The organism is Ruegeria sp. AK4 (assembly GCF_056541025.1).
In genome coordinates this window covers 1-17207 of sequence record NZ_JBQFXS010000037.1, presented here as the reverse complement: position 1 = coordinate 17207, position 17207 = coordinate 1, and the positions used below count along the sequence as shown (strand labels likewise).

Sequence of the window (17207 nt, the reverse complement as noted above, 5' to 3'; positions counted from 1 at the left end):
TCGGTGAAACGGCTCTTTCGCATGTGTTTGCTCCTTCGAAAGGTTGAGCAAACTCTACATCAGAACGAGGGAAGTTTCGGGGGGCAGGTCACCGCCATTCGCTGCGACGCAAAATCCAGATCAGCCCGAACAAACGCATCGCGGACAAGCCTGGCTTTGGCCCATGGGCGGCCTGCCGAATAGCGGACATTCATAACTATTCGAATGCGCGCTACAAAAATCGCAGTCGGAATAAAGATCGATTCCCATTGCGGTGCGCTAAGCGACGACAAGTGGCCAAGATAAATCGTTGTCCGTTTTTTGCTTTCTGCGTTGCAATGGAGTTTCTCCGTATCGGATTCTAAAATGTTTGCTCAGGCAAGAAGTGTTTGAGAACCCTGATGCCAATGCGATCTCAGCTAAGCTCATGGTCGTGTTGGTGAGCAGATCCAGTGCGCGCTCAAGCCGAATCGCGCGATAATAGTTTCCAGGCGAGGTCCCCAAGTGATTTCGGAACAGCCGCTCCATTTGCCGCGAAGACACGCAACTCTGGCGTGCGATCTCACTCAGGCTGAGTGTCTCTTCGATATTTCTTGCCATGGTTTCGACGGCTTGCGCCAAATATTTGGGCGCTCCAAGCAAACGACGCGTTTGCGAACCTGGCTGCTCAACGTCACCAAATCTCGGCGCATTGATCAAGAAATGATTGGCCGCTGCAACGCTTGCTTCCTTGGATATGTCTGCAATTAGACTAATCACCAAGTCCAAAACAGCGGTTTCCCCTGCGCAGCTCCCAAGCGAACTACGCTTCACAAATAGCGAGTTCACGCCTTCCGCGTTCCAGTTGTTCTCTACAAAAGATGCAAGCAATTTCCAATGCACTGCGCATTTTTCACCGTCGAACATCCCAGCATGAGCCATCAGCATACAAACCGAGCCGATACCAAATACCGGAATTTGGTTAAACCGTGCCTTTCGCAGTACAGGAAGCAACGCCTCAGCGTCCAACGAAGCCTTCTCTGTCGGACCACAGATCACCAGAATCCGTTTTCCTTTTGGTATTGAGAGCCGTTCCAAATAGTCGGCGAGTTGTAGATCGCATTCTACACGCACGCCACCACTGGACACCGCATCATCACCACCAGCACTAAGCAATTCAATATTTGGCGCAATGTCGGGGTATCGTTCAGAAAAGAAATGAAGTGGCTCGGCAACTGAGCCTAAGCTCAAAGTAGAGAAGCCATCCAGCAGCAATATAGAGATTGACTCGTGTTTATCTGCAAAATCAAGCATTGAGTCTGCTCAGCGCTTATTAACTGCGGTCAAACAAGGTGACTTTGCATGTTGCTGAACGAACTCGAGAGAGCGTTGGATTCCGCCTAGCGGGAAGAGATGAACTTGTCTGATCAGGCTATCATTTTGGGCGGCCTGATGGGCTTGCAGACCGTGCAGGACTTCAAGGGGTTCGTACGGCAGCAACAAGTTCGTCACGTCTTTCGCCCGCCTCTGCAAAACGCGGATAGACGGACCAACACCGCATGCCACCGCGAATTTGAGCATTGATTGCAACTTTGCTGGCCCTGCAACTCCCACATGAATGGGAAGAGTGACACCCGCTTCGCGAAGTTGCTGTTCCCACGCGACTATCGGTTCAATCTCAAACGCAAACTGCGTGACAATTGCCATTTCGCAATCTGTTCGATTAGAAAAATCCTGTTTGGCAAGCAACGCCTTCATGACATTCGTAGTCGACCCGTCTGGGTCAATGTCTCGGTTGCCCTCTGGGTGTCCGGCAACGTGCAAACGTTCAAACCCATATTTGTCCAAAAGACCTGAATCCAAAAGTGCGAGCGAGCTATCATACTCCCCAATTGGGCTTGAGGTTCCACCCGCCAGCAACAGCGCCTGTTTAGTTCCAACGTCGCGATAACGCTGTAACCAGTCTTCAAGGGCTCTCTTGTGCTTGATCAATCTTGCCGGGATATGCGGCATCACAGCAAACCCATCTGATGAAAGCCGCGAAACGGTTGAAACCATGTCCTCGATAAGCGTGCCTGCAATATGAGCGACATAGATTCGTGTACCTTGCGGCAAGAGCGCCTTAAAATCCGGTATCTTGGCAGCAGTCCGGGGCATCACCTCGATCGAGAAATCTGACAACACCTCCACTAGCGCGCCATTGGCAGCGGTCCGATTTTGCGGTTCACGACTTCCGGATATCCAACTGACAATATTGACCATCTTAACTCCCGATCCCCTTTTTTCATTGACGTTCTAGGCTGCACATTCTGAGCGGGTCAGAGCCGCGAAGGTAGCGCCTCCAGCCCCGGTGGGCTGTGAAGCACGATGTGACCGCGGCCACATTCGGCAATGCCCCTTTCCTCAAGCTCTTTGAGAAGCTTGTTCACCCACTGACGAGACAGACCGGTCTCAGCAGCCAACTGAGATTGCGTTGCGACAACTTTCCTTTTGTCTTGGCCTGTTGGGGTTGATCTCGACAGGAGGGAAGCACCAAGCCGACGCAAACCATTTTCGTCTTTTGTAGTGCGTAACAAGGAGTACTTTGTCTGTTCTTGCAGCAAGGTCACCAAGTTAACCGCAAATTTAGGAGATGTTGCCAGCGCGCTTTGCAGCTTCAACGACGTAAACAAGCAAACGGTAGACTGAACCAGAACCCAGTGTGCGCTTTCATACTCCATATCATCAGACATTGATAGAACCACCGGCGCTGAGCGTGGGATAGCGGGCTCGTTGCAATCAACGTCCTCTCGCAGCGGACGTAAACCCACACAACCACTCAAGAAAAGTGCAGTTGTTTCGCCGTCTTCAACAAAGGTTTCAAGCCAAGAGTTGCTTGAAACCGTCACGTGGCGACCATACGCGAGGACAGCATCCCATTCCTGCCACGACAATCCATGACACAGGCTTTCAATTTCGCGCTGAATTTTCAAATGCCCTGACCTCCCCTTCAAGACATGGAAACTTTGTGCTTGGACAAACTACTGAGCGCACCTAGGACGCTCAAATGTTCAGAATACAAACGTTCCCTAGATTCCAATTATCTTACATCTATGTTAGATATTTTAAATTTTGCGAGATGTCAATTTGCTTCGCGTATGCTCGACCTCGGCAACTGTCAACTGGTTGACACAAGTCGACAAGAACTCGCGCTAGCTTTCTCCTCATCACTAGTCAAGGGAGGAAACCAGTGATAAAACGTAGGAAAACAAGGCTCAAGCACCTTGCTGAGAAAGTTGCGAAAGGCGAACGCATCGTCGGAATGGAGTGCCATGACACGCCAAGCGCGATCATCGCAGAAGAGCTCGGTATGGATCTTCTGTGCTGTGGCAGCCCTGGGCCAATGGGTCTGATGGGTCACAAATCTATGGCAACGGTAGATTTTGACGAACAGCTCTATATGTTGGAGGGGGTTCTCCGCGGCGCGTCTTCACCTTTCATTATCTGCAATATGCCCAACACAACGGCGTGTATCTCGATCGAAGAGTCTGTGCGCAATGCAGCGCGGGTTGTAAAACTAGGTGCAGATGGAGTTCATATTGAGCCGTCATTGGGCACTGTTGAACATATACGCGCCATCGTCGCAGCCGGTATTCCCGTTGTTGGTCATTTTGGTGTACAGGGGGAGCGCGCGGTAATGAACTCAGGCCATGCTCCCGCGGGTCGCACAGCGGAAGAGGCCGCTAGTATCCTGGAGCTAGTAAAAGCCTCTATCGACGCCGGCATATTTGCCGCCTTGTTCGAGCACACCTCTGTTGAATTGACGAAATGGTGCTATGAAAACCTTCCTGTCGCTGTGGCCAGCCTTGGCTCTGGTCCGCATGCGCACGGTATCTTTCATGTATCCAGCGATATCATTGGCTGTTCGGTCTTCCCAATTCCACCAAAACGTGAAGTGTTTGGCGATGTGATGGGAGAAATGCGCAAAGCGTATTCGACGTACTTTGAGCGCGCGCATTCGGGCCAATTCCCCAACCCGGATTTGTCGCACCACATGCACGCAGGCGAGGCCGAGAAGATGGCTGGCCTTTTGAAGATGTGACACGATCCGGCAACCCAATGACCCCCTCGGACACTCTATCCTGGATATCCGGGTTGCCGGAACACAAAACGCTCTGCATCGATTGTGGTGCAGGCACAACCGGCACCGCAAATTTCTTGGCGAGGAATTTTGACAACGCGATCGCTTTTGACATCAATCCCGTGCTTGGGGACTGTGTCTCAAATGTGAAGAAGCTGACAGGAAACGCAAACAGACTACCTCTTAGTTCAAACTCCGTCGATCTTGTGATTTCTGTTCAAGCCTTTCATCATTTTGACAGTAGAAAACACCTTGAGAGTGCGCTGCGCATTCTTCGACCGGGCGGTGTATTTGCCGCACTGTGCTGGGGAGAAATCGAGATCCCAAGCCCTGTCAAGACCGCATATGCCTCAATTTTTGAGGCTATCGAGCCCTATTGGGAACCCTTGCGTGCAGAAACCCTAGCCGGCTATCCAAGCCTTTCGATTCCGGGTCAGTCGTTTACCTTGCCAACCACCTACAGGAGCCTCGACGTAACTCTAGACCAGTTCGAAGTAATTGTTGCAACTTGGTCCGGGCTGCAATCTGCCATTCGCGCAGGAGTGGAATTACCGGAACCAGAGGACACCGACCTGGAACACTTAGATAGCGTGTTCGAGCTGCGTTGGCCGCTGATGGGAAAGTTATTCCGGATTTAAACTCAGCTATCCTGCCAGATCATTCGGGACAGGTCAGTCTTATTCTCACTGGTTTCCATCGGGCAATCTGGGCAGGTCTTTGCGGAGGGCAAGTTACGGCAACCGTGGCAGCCGCGAATTAGACGCAACGTTCGCATGACCTCATCCTCTAGTTCGAGCATCTTTGCCGCTTGCCCGCGCAGTTCATCCGAAAGGCGTTCCAATATCTCCGTCATTGCTGCGCTAGATAAATCACCTGTATCGAAATCGCGACGCCTGGTAGCAATCTCTTGGATAGTGGTCACCGGTATGTTGAGGTTGCGCATTCGATGCGCCAGTTTCGCAATCGTCAGACCAGTGTTCGAATAATACCGTGTACCGCCATCTGAGCGGACCGACGAAATAATCCCCATTTCTTCATAGCCACGAATAGTACGCACGCTAAGGCCCGATAGATTGGCAAGTTCTCCGATTTTATAAAATTTCGCAAGATTGTCAGATTTCATGAATCATTTTCCTGCCATTGTGGCTCTTGCTTGGAGGTCCGTTGTCTTGCTTGCAATGCAGAAACCGCACCGTAAGTAGCGACACAGTAAGGAACGGTATACGTCAGCAAGCATTTGAAAGCATTGACTTGTTGTTGTCCGAAGATTGCATCGCCTTGATTGATTAGGTTTAACGCCGAACCAACAACAAGTGCAACCTTTAACGATCTGACAACGATCTCACGATCGAACGCGGCTTCCAGCATGAATGCCCTCCTTATCTTACATTACTGTAAGATAATTCAGCGGTAACTAAAAGACTCGATTAGGATTATTTGAGACACACAGCTTCTGAATTCCACCACGCCGAAATTATTTGTTGATGCAATTATTGGCGGCAAAGCAGCAAAGCGAACGAATTGTAAGCTGGGTTGGGTATGAGCGGCTTTAGGCGGCGTCAGGATCGCATCGCGATATCAACCTCGCAGTTCTTCCGAAGAGAGCGTAAGTTTTGGTGCACGGTCTAACCAAAGTTTTTGAGCAATCAAGTTGGGCTTCATTGGACCAACTACTTGACTTTGCAAAGCCTGCTTTTTTGCGCAATCGCTGCCATTGGGGCTTCGCGCAGCATCGCCACGTCCAAGGCAAGAGCGACTTCCAGGCCAGCCCTAAGCATGCGTAATTGTGCTGACCCTGATCAGAGGTCGAGCTCCCAATATGATCACAGGAGATCAGTGTACATGGGAGATTTCGAATGGAGATTTTTGCGGGCTTGGATGTTTCACTGCGGTCCTGCGCGATCTGTGTTGTCGACTGCAAGGGCGCGGTTCTGCATGAGCGAGAGCTGCCTTGTGAGATTGAGGAGATAGCTGGATATCTGACTGCGCTTCGCTTTCCGATTGAGCGCGTTGGCTTTGAATCCGGTACGTTAAGCCAGCATCTCTACTACGGTTTGAAGGCAGAAGGGTTTGAAGTTGTCTGCATGGAAGCGCGCCAGGTGAGTGCCGCCCTATCGGCGATGCGTAACAAGACGGATCGGAACGATGCTCGTGGAATTGCCCAGATCCTGCGGACGGGTTGGTTCAGCCCCGTTCATATCAAGAGCCGAGAGGCGCACGGGGTTCGGGCGCTTCTGAGCACGCGGAAAGCCTTGCTGAGCAAGACCATTGATCTGGCCAACGAGGTGCGCGGTCTTTTGAAGATCTTCGGTATCCGTCTGCCCAAAACGGTGCAGCACGGCAGCTTTGACCAAACGGTTCGGCCGATGGTCGAGATGGACGAGGTGTTGGCCCATGCCTTGCTGCCACTGCTCGACGCCCGATTGGCTCTTTATCAGCACTATCTGGAACTGGACCGGCGGGTCAAACGTGCGGCCCGCCAGGATGAAGTGTGTATGCGCCTGATGACGGTCCCCGGTGTAGGCCCGATTACGGCATTGACCTTCAAGGCTGCCGTCGATGATCCCACGCGCTTCAAACGGTCTCGCACCGTGGCCGCACACTTTGGCTTGACGCCCCGAAGATACCAATCCGGTGAGCAAGATAATCCCGGTCGAATATCCAAAGCCGGAGATCGAGACGTGAGGGCAACGCTCTATGCTGCCGCCAACGCCTTGCTGATGCGAACCATGGCCGGATCGCAGATCAAGGCATGGGGGATGCGATTAATGCGCACCAAGGGGCGTCGCCGTGCCGTCGTCGCTGTTGCACGCAAACTGGCCGTTCTGCTCCACCGCATATGGGCAGATGGCACCGAGTTCCGTTCAGAAAAGGTGGAGGGCATGGCATGATCTAAAGCCAAACACCAAAACCGAGCGGGATCGTCCTCACCGGACGAGGTTGGTGGATGAAGCCGAAAATGTCTGCTGCGCAACGAGAAGCGCGTCCCTAAGCGAAGTTCTCCACAACCAATCCGACACATGCGTGCAGCGATGCCCCACCCGGTATCACCCAGACTGCGAAGAGAAGCGTGACCCGGATGAGAGACAATGATCCCGACCAAAGAAGGAAAACGAGCTTGATCCAAACGCCCAATTAGAGAAGCCGACATTCAGCACAGCACCGGTATTCTGCGGGCGCAGCCCGCTTTGCTGACATTCGCTGCAAATGCATAATCTCGGAGTCTTCGAATTCACCGGATGCGGGACGAAGCATCAATTCGCTTCGGTTGAACGAACGGCCGCATTGAGAAAGTGCCTTCTGCCATATCCGATCTGCATCCAGATCGCGTGTTAGCTAAACATGACAACATCTATTCGGCGGACTAAGTTGCTTGCATGAGACGCCGTCTTGCTGTGATCCTGATGGCCGATATGGTCGACTACACGTCTGCGATGGAATCTGACCAGGCGGGCGCTATCGGATTGATCCGCGAACTCAGGCAAAAGTGGTTGGAACCAGAAGCAACGAAGCGTGGCGGTGAAGTGCTGAAGCGTCTAGGTGATGGCTGGATATTCGCTTTTCCCTCAGTAACGGATGCAGTCGAGGCAGGTCAGTCGGTCCAATCGGCATTGACCGGTCATGAGAAAATACAACTTCGGATTGCCGCTCATCTCGGAGAAATTGTTGAAGATGATGCAGATATGTACGGTGCCGGCATAAACATTACCGCGCGCCTCCAGACAGAGGCCCCGCCAGGCGGCTTAATGATTTCAGAGGACCTGCGCAGGCAGTTGGATGACAGGCTTGCAAAGGGCTTTAGCGACGCAGGTACATTTGAACTCAAAAATGTCGCGCATCCAGTAACCGGGTTTCAATGGCGACCGACCAAACTTCAGACTACACGCATTGATGCTGTGCCCGTAATTGCGGTCGAAGATGTCAAAGCAGCACCTGAAACCCGCGAGACCCTTGAAGCCGGGGCTGATTTACAAGACCAACTTGTCCACAATCTGTCGCGACGTACCGGAGTAAGAGTTCTTGCCGCAGACGAGTCTGCCGACTCTGAAGCAACCTACAGTCTTAAGTGCCGAATTCGCACCCGTGCAACGGCTGCAAGGATCACCGCCAATCTTGTCCGCCGCAGCAACGGGCAAGTTACATGGTCGCGGGTATTCGAAGGAGACGCGCAGGATCTGTTTGAGGTAACAGACCGGGCCGCTGAACAGCTCTCGGACTCGTTGCGACTTCAGATCAATGCCTTTGACGGTGAAAGACTGGCAAAATTGGCTGATGATCAATTGAGCTCCAGCGAATTGAGGACCCGTGCAGCGATGCTTGTCTATCGCACCACGATTGCAGACTATTTTCACGCTATAGACCTTTTGGAGCGCGCACTTCGCCTCGATCCGCGGAACGCATCTGGGCTTGCAATGTGGAGCGAGGCACAGTTGTGTGTGCTGGCGGCGCATTACAAGAGCGCTGATGCGGATCTACTGAAACGCATTCAGGAATGCTCTTACACAGCTGTTCAGCTTTCGCCGCGGTCCGATTACCCTTGGTATGTTCGCGCGCTAATACGTGCACGCCTCATAGGTGACGTTGACGGGGCAAGAAAGGACGTAGAACGCCTGGCGCAACTTAATCCTGGCTATGCGCTTGGAATGGAGGCACGTGGTTACCTCGAGCTCATCGCCGGAAACTGGGAAATCGCCTCAAAATATTTGGCCGAGGCGGTCAGTCGTTCCGAAGACGATCCCTATCTACCCTACCGTCTTTATCCGCTTGCCATTGCGCAAATGATGAACGGACAGGCTGAACTTGCGCTTTCAGCAATAACGGAAGCGACCGAATTACGGCCATCTTGTCAGCATTTCTGGCTTGTCAAAGCCTGGGTCCTAAGGGAATCCGGCAAAACCCAGGAAGCAGGTGAAGCCGCACTCGCGGCGGAAAACGCGTCCGGCAAGGTAGACGTGCTGGCACCGGACTTAAAGTTGCCCGAAGACATTCGAGAAGCGATTGGACTACCCGACAGGCCGATCGAAGCCTAGCGGGTGCTGTCAGACGAATTCGAACCAGTCTCAGTGTGCCGCGGAAACCGCGAACCTATCCGGAACAAAGTTGACGCCACTCGGCGAGAGCGGCGGTGCGTGTCAGCTTGAAGGTATCTCTGCTGCATAGCGATCTTTCCTGGTTGAAGTGGTTGTAGACGGAGGAATGGACGGAGGCGAATTTCTGTAGACTTCGCATGCGTCTGAAACGCTGCATCGCGCATTCGCGTCGTCGAAACGGCAGGTGCGAATTCTCAACGCGGTTATTGAGCCATCTGCCCGTCCTTTGTTTTTCGAGTGCACCCAGTTTTCTGAGCGCGGCTCTGTATGAGGCAAAGCGATCCGTGACGACGTTTTCCGCCTTACCGTGTCGCTTCATCAATTTCTTGAGGAATTTCAGTGCTGCCTGTTTGTTTCGGCGTTTGGTGACAACGGCTTCCAACACCTCACCTTCGTTATCAACAGCCCGCCAAAGATAATGCCGTTGGCCATTCACCTTCACGAAAACATCGTCAACGTGCCACTTCCATTTGGAGAACGCGCGCAGCTGCTGAACACGCTTCCGCCGTATCTCAGCAGCAAACATCGGGCAAAACCTGTTCCACCAAAAGCGGACAGTTTCGTGGCTCACGTCGATGCCTCGCTCGTGCAGCAGATCTTCGACATTCCGAAGCGAGAGCGGGAAACGAATGTACAGCATCACCGCAAGGCGGATGATCTCGGGACTGGTTTTAAAGTACTTGAAAGAGGCAAGTCTGGTCATGGACAATAGCTACCCAACACCCCTACCCCGCTCAAGCAAAGTTCTTCTGACAAGACCCCCCAAAGCTCTTTGTGCTCATGGCAACGCGATATCGGCGCCCGGCCTGCTGAATCGTCTTGACGGCCTGTTTAGAGTATATTGCTCAGAACGGTTTGAGCGCGTACGCCTCCTCATTTTGGCGACTAATGCTGGTATCCGACTGCACTGTCATGCGTCACAAAGGGCAACCAAAACTGCCTGCCACAAACGAATGGAAAGTGTCGGGTGGTATGAGGGGCTGGCACGAGTGAGGGGGTATAACTGGCCAGCCCCTTTGTGTTGCAACGGATTGGGTCAAGTGGTCCGTTCATAAAACCCTACCCTCTGATTCATGTTTCCGAAATTGGGGGATTCCCGTAATAAGTGCAGATTTAATCCCGCATTCAAGCACGGAAAATATGCTTACTCTTGGACTTGACGGCACAAAACCTTGTTGCAGACACAATTCCAACATGCTGCGTCGATACCAAACCAGTGCGGCGCGTCTTGAGGGGGTCAACGATTTCCAAGAGGGGGTAAGAGTTCGGCGCGTCGCACCCCCGCATTTTTTGTCGTAAACTCTCTTGTAGGCGGCAAAAGGGGGAGGTTTTGCAGCTAGACTTTATTGAAAATGCAGCAGAAACCAGCGACGTGCTGCGGGCAGTGTCCCATGAGGGCCGACTAAAGATTATTTGCCTTTTGCTCACCGGAAAGAAGTCAGTTTCTGAGATTCAAAGCACCTTATCCATGACGCAAGCGGCAACCTCTCAACAACTAACCAGGTTGCGATTGTCTGGCCTGGTCTCCCCGCGACGCGACGGCAAGTTTGTTTACTACGAGATTTCCTACGAAAGGGTACCATTCATTGTTGCAACTCTACAGACGTTGTTTTGCGTGCACCACGACGAACTGTGATACGTTGATTGCTGCGGATGCCTTAGCCGTTGCATGCGTCTGGAGATCCCAGAAGCCAAATCACGGCTTATGCGGGCTAACTATTGAAAGTGGTAGAATGAAACTCGGTGACAAAGTTGTAGCCACCCTCCCGGACGGCAAGACGAGTGCCGTTGGTGAAATTGTCGAAGGGCCAATCGTTCGAGACAACAGAGCTGTGTTCAAGATTAGATATGCCGATGTCGATAATTGGATTCCTGCAGCTTGGCTAAAGCCGTTTCTTCAGGCCGCCAACGACAATTAGATCCTCTACGTGCAAAAACCATCAGTGCTTTAATCGCGATGTTCACATGGGGATATCGCCTTCGATGCCTTGAACATAGAAATCCATCCCTAGTAGATCTGCGTCACTTGCCGTTTCACCTTCCTCTAACCACAATGTTCCATCTTGTTTCAACAACGGTCCAGTGAACGGGTGATACACACCATCAGCAATTTCGTCTCGGAGTTTCAGAGCCTCAGATTTGACGGACGGGGGAACTGCTTCGGTAATCTCACCTATCTGAACCACCCCGCTGCCAATTCCAACCCAATAGTCACCGCTCACCCAATTATTGTCCATCACCGCCTGCGCACGTTCAACATAATAGGGAGCCCAATTATCGATGGTCGAGGACACCCGGGGAAAAGGCGCGTATTCTGACATATCTGATACTTGCCCAAAAGTAGCAACGTTCCCTGCCTCTTCGGCTGCAGCGTGTGGCGCAGTGGATTCTGTATGCTGCAATACCACGTCAACTCCGTCCTCGATCAACGCCTGAGCTACATCGGCCTCCTTTGCCGGATCGAACCAAGTGTAGGCCCAGACAACTTTCATTTCGACGTCGGGGTTTACCTTTCGGGCGTGTAAAAAACTCGCATTAATGCCACGGATAACCTCTGGGATAGGAAAAGAACCAATGTATCCGATCTTGTTTGTTTTGGTGATACGCCCGGCGATTAGACCTTGAACGGCCCGCCCTTCATAAGTTCGCGCACTGTAAGTCGCGACATTTTCGGCCTGCTTATAGGCCGTTGCCACTTCAAATTTCACATCCGGGTATTTAAGGGCCACGTTGATCGTCGGGTCCATATAACCAAACGAAGTTGCAAAAATGAGGTCCGCACCATCCTCTGCCATTGAAGACAAAACACGTTCGGCATCAGGCCCTTCTGGCACGCTTTCAAAAAAGGCAGTCGTGGCAAATTCCCCAAAATGTTCCTCAATTGCAGTTCGACCAATGTTGTGACGGAACGTCCAGCCTCCGTCGCCGATTGGGCCGACAAAGACAAAGCCGACCTTGATCTTTCTCGAGAACGGACCAGCGTTTGACTTTAATTCCGCTAACAGATCCAAAACGCGCGTTATCTGCTCTGGTGTATAGCCAAGTACTTCCAGTTCGTCCGTCACCCGCGAATTACCCCGCGCGCTACCTTGAGTGAAGATTTCGCCGCTTTCTCGCTCCTCAACAACCACCTGATCGGGAAATGCCGCAACAACTGGAAAAAAGAACTCACCATCGCTGCCAATCGTGTCACGCAATTGCGGTGTTATCTGGCGATTCCAACCATATACGCGGCGAAGTCGCGCAACTTCCAACGAAATATAAGCCTTTAGCTCGCTGACTGTGACCAGGTTGTCGCTTCCTAGTTTATTGTAGGTATCCGCTGCCCCGGCCAAACCTTTCAAAAGTGCATGGGTGAAAATGGAACCACCCAGTTCGTCAATTGCGATTGTCTGTTCGTTTACACGACCGGCACTAATGATGTGACTGCCCTTGCCTGCCATTTGTTCGCGTGAAATCTCTTCAAGTGTGTCCGATTGTACGGCCGCGCCAGCCAAACCTGAAAAACAACTATCCAGCAAAAACAACTTGTGGTTTGGCTTTACGAAATTGCTCCAACGTTGCAAATCCTGCATGGCAACCATGCTTGAGATCGCATTTGGCCTACTGGTCTTGACCGGCAGAAAACCGACCGCACCTTCCCCTTGACCAAAGGTCACGCCATGCCCAGACCAATAGACTAGGAACCGGTCATTTGGATCAACCAATTCTGGGAACTTGTCCAGCATCAGTTCTCTTACTCGGTCATCAGTGACTTTGTCGCCAGTAAGAACGTGCACCATGTCGAAATCAGCTTGGTCAATTAGGTGATCAGCGACTCGCAACGGATCGTTTTCTGTAGGGAGGTTCTCAAAATTGTCGAATTCGTTGACACCAATTACAAGCGCATAGCTTTTCGCGGCACCATCAAAACCTGCTCGCGCCATAAGCCGCTCTATCTGATTGGTCGGGTTCCCAAAACGCTCTTCATCCAATCCTCCAGCAAAAACAGCGCCCGCCGAAAATGCAAATACCGATATAAGAGAGCGCAAAAGTGTCATTCAGACGACTGCGCTTTTGATTTCTTTTGCTCTAAATCGAACTTCCTTTCCTCGATTTCCAATTTCGTTTTTTTGTAATCCGCCAACTTGCCCAGCAGCCCAAAGAACGCAGTACCAAGTGTCGTGATCGCTCCGGCTAGAGCGGCAATAGCGGCGTAAGCATCTTCGCTACCCTGCGGCGTCACACCTGGGGGAAGACGAACCTGCCACCAGTAAAACCCTAATCCAATACCAGCAATCGCCAGAAACACGATTACTTTCCAATTTTTTAACATTAAGACAAACTTCCTGAGATTTGTTTTCCTTCATGAGATTGTCACGTCAAGTATACGGGGAAATTCGCGGGTTGGCATTAATTTTCATCGGATTCGTCCATTGTGGATGGTCTAACTCAGTACTACTGATTTCCGTCGCTCAGCGCGCTTCACAGCTCAATAACCGAGCGCACAACTGTTTTAATCTAGGATTAAGATCATAACCAATAAATTACCGTGGCTGCGAGTGCGAGTGCGGACAAGAAGACTTTGGGACAGCGATCATAACGTGTCGCTACGCGCCTCCAGTCCTGAGCCTAAGCAAGGCAAACGGTAATGTCAGAGGAATCACATTCTGCCGTCCTTCTTGGCACTCTCTTCGAACGAGTGCTCGCAAGAAACTAATCTTTAAAGAAAAAGACTTTGCAGAGCGGCGCGAAACAAAACAACAGGCAACTGAAACGGTATCAGATCAATTTAATCTGACAAGACCATTGCTTGGGTTGGAGAAAACTAGGCTTCAGTTTGTGTCGGATCATACGTTCTGCAGGACCATTTTTGCACGATCCAGCGCGGATGATTCTCCGTCCAGGACGCCAGTTCGTACTGCCCCTGTCGCATGCAGACCATGAGTGGGATGTCAACGAATAGCAGGCTTTCGTTCCTGCAAGTCGTGGGCGCAGCCGCGAGGCAGGCAACAAACGCAAGTTCGATCATCTCAAGTTACTCCTTCCTCAAATCAGGAACAACATCGGTAGTCCAAATGTGCTCCAATACTCTCGTTGGGCTTGCTACAGACTGCGGTACTCGGCGATTACTCAAATCGGACTAAAAAACTGTTCACGCCCGATATAGCCAAAGGCCCTAATCGGAAATTGCCTGTTCGAAACTGGATTGAATGGCACTTGATGGCTCGGAGACGACGGCAACCGACGTGCCATTTCGTGAAAAATGGTAGAGATATCCAGTCTGTCCAGGCAATCCAAACGAGACGCTGTCGCCGTCCGACAGCCCCATCCGCAAGCGGGTAGGATCGTATGGGCCATTGTGCGGCGCATAGGTCGCGACCACCTCAAAGTGATCTCCGTGATCCACGTAATACACCGCCATGTCGATATCACCGGCCCGCAACGATGCGCCCGCCAGCGGTGCATCGAGACGGATACTGTCTGCCGATATCGCAGCACTCGCGCCAAGGGATATGCAGGTGATGAAGGTGGTGGTTAAGATTTGAGGTTTCAACGCCATGGGAGTTATCCTTTCAACGGATGGTTAGGTTCGCTCCGGTCGGTGGCAGGGGTATAGGCGCGACCGGTGGTTCTGGATCGGTATGAGGTCCTCAGCTTGCTGCCAGAGTGGACCCGCCCTGCCCATTTGACGGGTTCGGCGGGCGCCAAAGCTCCGCTGGGGGTCGGGAATGTGGCGTCGCGCCAGGCTTCTGCAGCCGGTTCCGCGGTCGTCATCAAGGCGATTTCGGGAATCGGCGTATCTGTAGTATCGTAAGCAGAGTTCGCAGCCATCCACGCCATTGATGCTGTGGCAAACCCGTTCATCGGTTGTTCTCCTGCTGGCCGTCTGCCTTTGGCATCAAACAAACTACAGGCAGCAAACACGGGTCGGGGGGATCAGTCTTGAAATCCGAGATGAAATTCTCTGAAGATTTCTGATATGTAGGCTCGAGTCTTGGTTAACGTTATTAAATTCAAATACTTAAAGCACCTTTGCGGGTTGGCCTCCGATGCCATGAAGATGCAGCCGCTGTGGCAAAGTTCGAAGGTCCTTCAAAGGAGACCCGGATCAAATACGCCATGTCGGAGCAATGCGCCATGACGTTACAGAGCGGTCTCATTGCTTTGGGCGACGTTCTGTATGACTCGGATCGCAGAGCTATTCTCGGGCCTGATGATACGCCGATTTCGTTGCGCCCTCAGTCTCTGGACGTGCTGCACACGCTCGCATCAAACCCCGGCAAAGTGGTTTCCAAGGACGATCTGATCAAGGCTGTCTGGAAAGACGTGAACGTGACGGATGACAGCCTGACGCAATGTATCGCCGATATCCGGCGGGCCATCGGGGACAGCAATCGGTTGATTTTGCAGACGGTCCCCAAGCAAGGGTACCGGCTGCAGGCAGTCAAAACGGCAGGGAGATCTCGCGCAGCTGCGACAGCCCTGACCTGGGCTACGGCGGGTGTGGCTTGCCTTGCTGTTGCTCTGTTCGCGGTTTGGCAATTCAGAACACCGCCCCAGGAGGAATCGCCGCTATTTCGGACCCTGATCGCACCGCTGGTGGCGCGCTCCGGGCCTTCTATCGCTGTGCTGCCGTTCGAATCGGTCGAAGCCAATGAACGGTGGATACGTCTCGGGCGAGGGCTGGCCATGGACATTGCGAGCGAACTCTCGCTGAACGACTGGCTTTACGTCACCGTTCCGGAGTCGCTGAGGAATGTGGCTGGCGGCTTGCCTCCGCCAAGCCCCGTTCTCGACGTTCGATTTGCCCTTAGCGGAACCATTCAGTCAGAGGGTAACGAAATCCGGATCTCCGCACATCTGACCGACGCGGCGACCCGCGAGATTCTCTGGTCGGAAACGTGGTCGGAACCGCAGGACAACATCTTTGCCGTGCAGGATCATATCGTCGCCCGGATCGGCGGAAGCCTCGCCAGCACCTATTCCGGCGCGATTGCACGCGCCGAGCTGAAACGGGCAAAACGCAAGCTCACCGACGATCTCGATGCCTATGAACACTATCTGCTCGCATACGAGCAGCTTCACAGGTGGAACCCGGACGAGGTCGCAGACACGATCGCGCATCTGGAGGCTGCAGTTGAAATTGATCCCAATTTCGCCGGTGCGCTGGTAACGCTGTCGGTCGCGCAATTCGTGCGGGCTGATTATGCGGAGGGTGAAGAATCCAAGCACTGGATCGAAGCAAGCCAGGATTCTGCTTATCGCGCCTATGCCATCGATCCGGACAATCCCAATGTGCTGTGGAACCTTGCGCGGGCATATGCGCTTGATGGCCAACTGGACATCGCGGGAACGACATTGCGACAGGCGGTCAAGTTGGCGCCCAACAACGCCGACGTGCTGATGATCTCAGCAGGCTACAGCGACCTTGCGGGTATACCCGGGTTAGAGTCGCTCGAATGGACAAGGCGGGCGCTCGAGTTGAACCCATTGGCACCGGCATGGTGGTACAGCGATCTGGGCGCAGCGGCCTATGGCGCCGGAGACTATGAATTGGCAGTGCAGAGTATGAAACGGGCGCCGCCCATGAACAACTCACGCTGGCTGATAACAGCGCTTGCGCAGGTGCATCTCGACAATCTTCCTGAGGCGCAAAAGGCCGCCCGAAAATTCCGCGAACTGGCGCCGTACCTGACCATTGAACAATTTGTAGGAGGGTCCGAGGCCAGCCGCCCAGACCAGCATCACATGTTCGAGGCCGCGCGCCAGTTGGGATTGCCCATCACCGCCGAAGACCTGCGTCTTTAGAACAGACCTGCCATCGAGCTGCTGCCGTTTCAGAATCTGTCAAGCGAAGATCAATGGTCACGTATCGGGCGCGGCCTATGCAACATAGAACCTGCGCGAGCCAAAGGTCCGCTATTGCGCTCCTCGCAAGTCACTATTGCAACCGTAGCGAAAGACCGCTTTCCGCCCTACTTACAAAAACACCCAGATATTTTCCTAACTTGAATGTCAGAAAAAAGTACTATATTTTCCGACAAGGAGAAAGCTAT

16 protein-coding genes and 3 pseudogenes are annotated in these 17207 nt (G+C 52.6%); 7 read left to right on the top strand and 12 right to left on the bottom strand.

Annotation, left to right across the window (positions count from 1 at the left end):
* Window positions 1–258: 258 nt before the first annotated feature.
* Genes ACR0EZ_RS24990 through ACR0EZ_RS24980 form a run of 3 tightly spaced genes read right to left on the bottom strand, consistent with a single transcriptional unit; the run spans window position 259 to window position 2930 of the window.
* Complete coding sequence (locus ACR0EZ_RS24990) at window positions 259–1272, bottom strand: GlxA family transcriptional regulator (RefSeq protein WP_480617511.1); 1014 nt, start codon at window positions 1270–1272, stop codon at window positions 259–261.
* A 9-nt stretch (window positions 1273–1281) separates the two neighbouring features.
* Window positions 1282–2220, bottom strand: a complete 939-nt coding sequence (locus ACR0EZ_RS24985; protein ID WP_480617510.1) for a methylenetetrahydrofolate reductase — start codon at window positions 2218–2220, stop codon at window positions 1282–1284.
* 56 nt (window positions 2221–2276) lie between these two features.
* Window positions 2277–2930: a Crp/Fnr family transcriptional regulator gene (locus ACR0EZ_RS24980; RefSeq protein WP_480617509.1), complete on the bottom strand. Its 654-nt coding sequence runs from the start codon at window positions 2928–2930 to the stop codon at window positions 2277–2279.
* A 257-nt stretch (window positions 2931–3187) separates the two neighbouring features.
* Here ACR0EZ_RS24980 and ACR0EZ_RS24975 point away from each other — a divergent pair, with 257 nt between their 5' ends.
* Together ACR0EZ_RS24975 and ACR0EZ_RS24970 are read left to right on the top strand one after the other, a co-directional pair.
* Window positions 3188–4039, top strand: a complete 852-nt coding sequence (locus ACR0EZ_RS24975) for a 3-methyl-2-oxobutanoate hydroxymethyltransferase (RefSeq protein ID WP_480617508.1) — start codon at window positions 3188–3190, stop codon at window positions 4037–4039.
* Between the two features lie 17 nt (window positions 4040–4056).
* The gene (locus ACR0EZ_RS24970; protein WP_480617507.1) at window positions 4057–4716 is read left to right on the top strand and encodes a class I SAM-dependent methyltransferase; all 660 of its coding nucleotides are present in this window, start codon (window positions 4057–4059) and stop codon (window positions 4714–4716) included.
* Between the two features lie 2 nt (window positions 4717–4718).
* Here the strand turns inward: ACR0EZ_RS24970 and ACR0EZ_RS24965 are convergent, their stop codons facing one another.
* Both ACR0EZ_RS24965 and nrtS read right to left on the bottom strand, forming a co-directional pair.
* Entirely contained in the window at window positions 4719–5201 is a 483-nt protein-coding gene (locus ACR0EZ_RS24965; RefSeq protein WP_480617506.1) for a MerR family transcriptional regulator, read from the bottom strand.
* Window positions 5198–5446, bottom strand: coding sequence for a nitrate/nitrite transporter NrtS (gene nrtS / locus ACR0EZ_RS24960; protein WP_480617505.1), 249 nt, complete (start codon window positions 5444–5446; stop codon window positions 5198–5200). Before nrtS ends, ACR0EZ_RS24965 begins: the two co-directional genes overlap by 4 nt.
* A gap of 488 nt (window positions 5447–5934) precedes the next feature.
* Between nrtS and ACR0EZ_RS24955 the strand changes: the two genes are divergently transcribed.
* Together ACR0EZ_RS24955 and ACR0EZ_RS24950 are read left to right on the top strand one after the other, a co-directional pair.
* On the top strand, window positions 5935–6969 hold the full coding sequence (locus ACR0EZ_RS24955; protein ID WP_480617504.1) for an IS110 family RNA-guided transposase: 1035 nt from the start codon (window positions 5935–5937) through the stop codon (window positions 6967–6969).
* Window positions 6970–7482: 513 nt separating this feature from the next.
* Window positions 7483–9108, top strand: a complete 1626-nt coding sequence (locus ACR0EZ_RS24950) for an adenylate/guanylate cyclase domain-containing protein (protein WP_480617503.1) — start codon at window positions 7483–7485, stop codon at window positions 9106–9108.
* A 55-nt stretch (window positions 9109–9163) separates the two neighbouring features.
* Here the strand turns inward: ACR0EZ_RS24950 and ACR0EZ_RS24945 are convergent, their stop codons facing one another.
* Window positions 9164–9871 carry an IS6 family transposase gene (locus ACR0EZ_RS24945; protein WP_480617502.1) on the bottom strand — a complete coding sequence of 236 codons (708 nt, stop codon included), beginning with the start codon at window positions 9869–9871 and terminating at the stop codon, window positions 9164–9166.
* A 627-nt stretch (window positions 9872–10498) separates the two neighbouring features.
* Between ACR0EZ_RS24945 and ACR0EZ_RS24940 the strand changes: the two genes are divergently transcribed.
* Both ACR0EZ_RS24940 and ACR0EZ_RS24935 read left to right on the top strand, forming a co-directional pair.
* Window positions 10499–10804: an ArsR/SmtB family transcription factor gene (locus tag ACR0EZ_RS24940; protein ID WP_480617500.1), complete on the top strand. Its 306-nt coding sequence runs from the start codon at window positions 10499–10501 to the stop codon at window positions 10802–10804.
* Between the two features lie 97 nt (window positions 10805–10901).
* A complete protein-coding gene (locus ACR0EZ_RS24935) occupies window positions 10902–11087 on the top strand; it encodes a hypothetical protein (protein WP_480617499.1) in 186 nt (61 codons plus the stop codon).
* Window positions 11088–11129: 42 nt separating this feature from the next.
* Here the strand turns inward: ACR0EZ_RS24935 and ACR0EZ_RS24930 are convergent.
* The 6 genes and pseudogenes from ACR0EZ_RS24930 to ACR0EZ_RS24905 form a co-directional block, all read right to left on the bottom strand.
* Window positions 11130–12131: pseudogene (locus tag ACR0EZ_RS24930) on the bottom strand (BMP family ABC transporter substrate-binding protein); the annotation flags it as partial.
* Window positions 12132–12494: 363 nt separating this feature from the next.
* Window positions 12495–13094 (bottom strand): annotated as a pseudogene (locus tag ACR0EZ_RS24925) (caspase family protein); the annotation flags it as partial.
* Window positions 13095–13204: 110 nt separating this feature from the next.
* Window positions 13205–13483: a hypothetical protein gene (locus ACR0EZ_RS24920; protein WP_480617498.1), complete on the bottom strand. Its 279-nt coding sequence runs from the start codon at window positions 13481–13483 to the stop codon at window positions 13205–13207.
* Between the two features lie 197 nt (window positions 13484–13680).
* A pseudogene (locus ACR0EZ_RS24915) lies at window positions 13681–13776 on the bottom strand (IS5/IS1182 family transposase); the annotation flags it as partial.
* 550 nt (window positions 13777–14326) lie between these two features.
* Window positions 14327–14710 carry a hypothetical protein gene (locus ACR0EZ_RS24910; RefSeq protein WP_480617497.1) on the bottom strand — a complete coding sequence of 128 codons (384 nt, stop codon included), beginning with the start codon at window positions 14708–14710 and terminating at the stop codon, window positions 14327–14329.
* Between the two features lie 5 nt (window positions 14711–14715).
* A complete protein-coding gene (locus ACR0EZ_RS24905) occupies window positions 14716–15015 on the bottom strand; it encodes a hypothetical protein (protein WP_480617496.1) in 300 nt (99 codons plus the stop codon).
* A gap of 273 nt (window positions 15016–15288) precedes the next feature.
* On the opposite strand from ACR0EZ_RS24905, the gene ACR0EZ_RS24900 reads away from it, so the two are divergent.
* Window positions 15289–16959: a winged helix-turn-helix domain-containing protein gene (locus tag ACR0EZ_RS24900; protein ID WP_480617495.1), complete on the top strand. Its 1671-nt coding sequence runs from the start codon at window positions 15289–15291 to the stop codon at window positions 16957–16959.
* Window positions 16960–17207 lie beyond the last annotated feature (248 nt).

Bases quoted from the DNA above. Each gene is read 5' to 3' on its own strand.
- nrtS (WP_480617505.1), bottom strand. From the start codon at position 5,446: ATGCTGGAAGCCGCGTTCGATCGTGAGATCGTTGTCAGATCGTTAAAG.
- ACR0EZ_RS24945 (WP_480617502.1), bottom strand. From the start codon at position 9,871: ATGACCAGACTTGCCTCTTTCAAGTACTTTAAAACCAGTCCCGAGATC.
- ACR0EZ_RS24935 (WP_480617499.1), top strand. From the start codon at position 10,902: ATGAAACTCGGTGACAAAGTTGTAGCCACCCTCCCGGACGGCAAGACG.
- ACR0EZ_RS24985 (WP_480617510.1), bottom strand. From the start codon at position 2,220: ATGGTCAATATTGTCAGTTGGATATCCGGAAGTCGTGAACCGCAAAAT.
- ACR0EZ_RS24950 (WP_480617503.1), top strand. From the start codon at position 7,483: ATGGCCGATATGGTCGACTACACGTCTGCGATGGAATCTGACCAGGCG.
- ACR0EZ_RS24905 (WP_480617496.1), bottom strand. From the start codon at position 15,015: ATGAACGGGTTTGCCACAGCATCAATGGCGTGGATGGCTGCGAACTCT.
- ACR0EZ_RS24965 (WP_480617506.1), bottom strand. From the start codon at position 5,201: ATGAAATCTGACAATCTTGCGAAATTTTATAAAATCGGAGAACTTGCC.
- ACR0EZ_RS24970 (WP_480617507.1), top strand. From the start codon at position 4,057: ATGACCCCCTCGGACACTCTATCCTGGATATCCGGGTTGCCGGAACAC.
- ACR0EZ_RS24920 (WP_480617498.1), bottom strand. From the start codon at position 13,483: ATGTTAAAAAATTGGAAAGTAATCGTGTTTCTGGCGATTGCTGGTATT.
- ACR0EZ_RS24910 (WP_480617497.1), bottom strand. From the start codon at position 14,710: ATGGCGTTGAAACCTCAAATCTTAACCACCACCTTCATCACCTGCATA.
- ACR0EZ_RS24955 (WP_480617504.1), top strand. From the start codon at position 5,935: ATGGAGATTTTTGCGGGCTTGGATGTTTCACTGCGGTCCTGCGCGATC.
- ACR0EZ_RS24990 (WP_480617511.1), bottom strand. From the start codon at position 1,272: ATGCTTGATTTTGCAGATAAACACGAGTCAATCTCTATATTGCTGCTG.
- ACR0EZ_RS24900 (WP_480617495.1), top strand. From the start codon at position 15,289: ATGACGTTACAGAGCGGTCTCATTGCTTTGGGCGACGTTCTGTATGAC.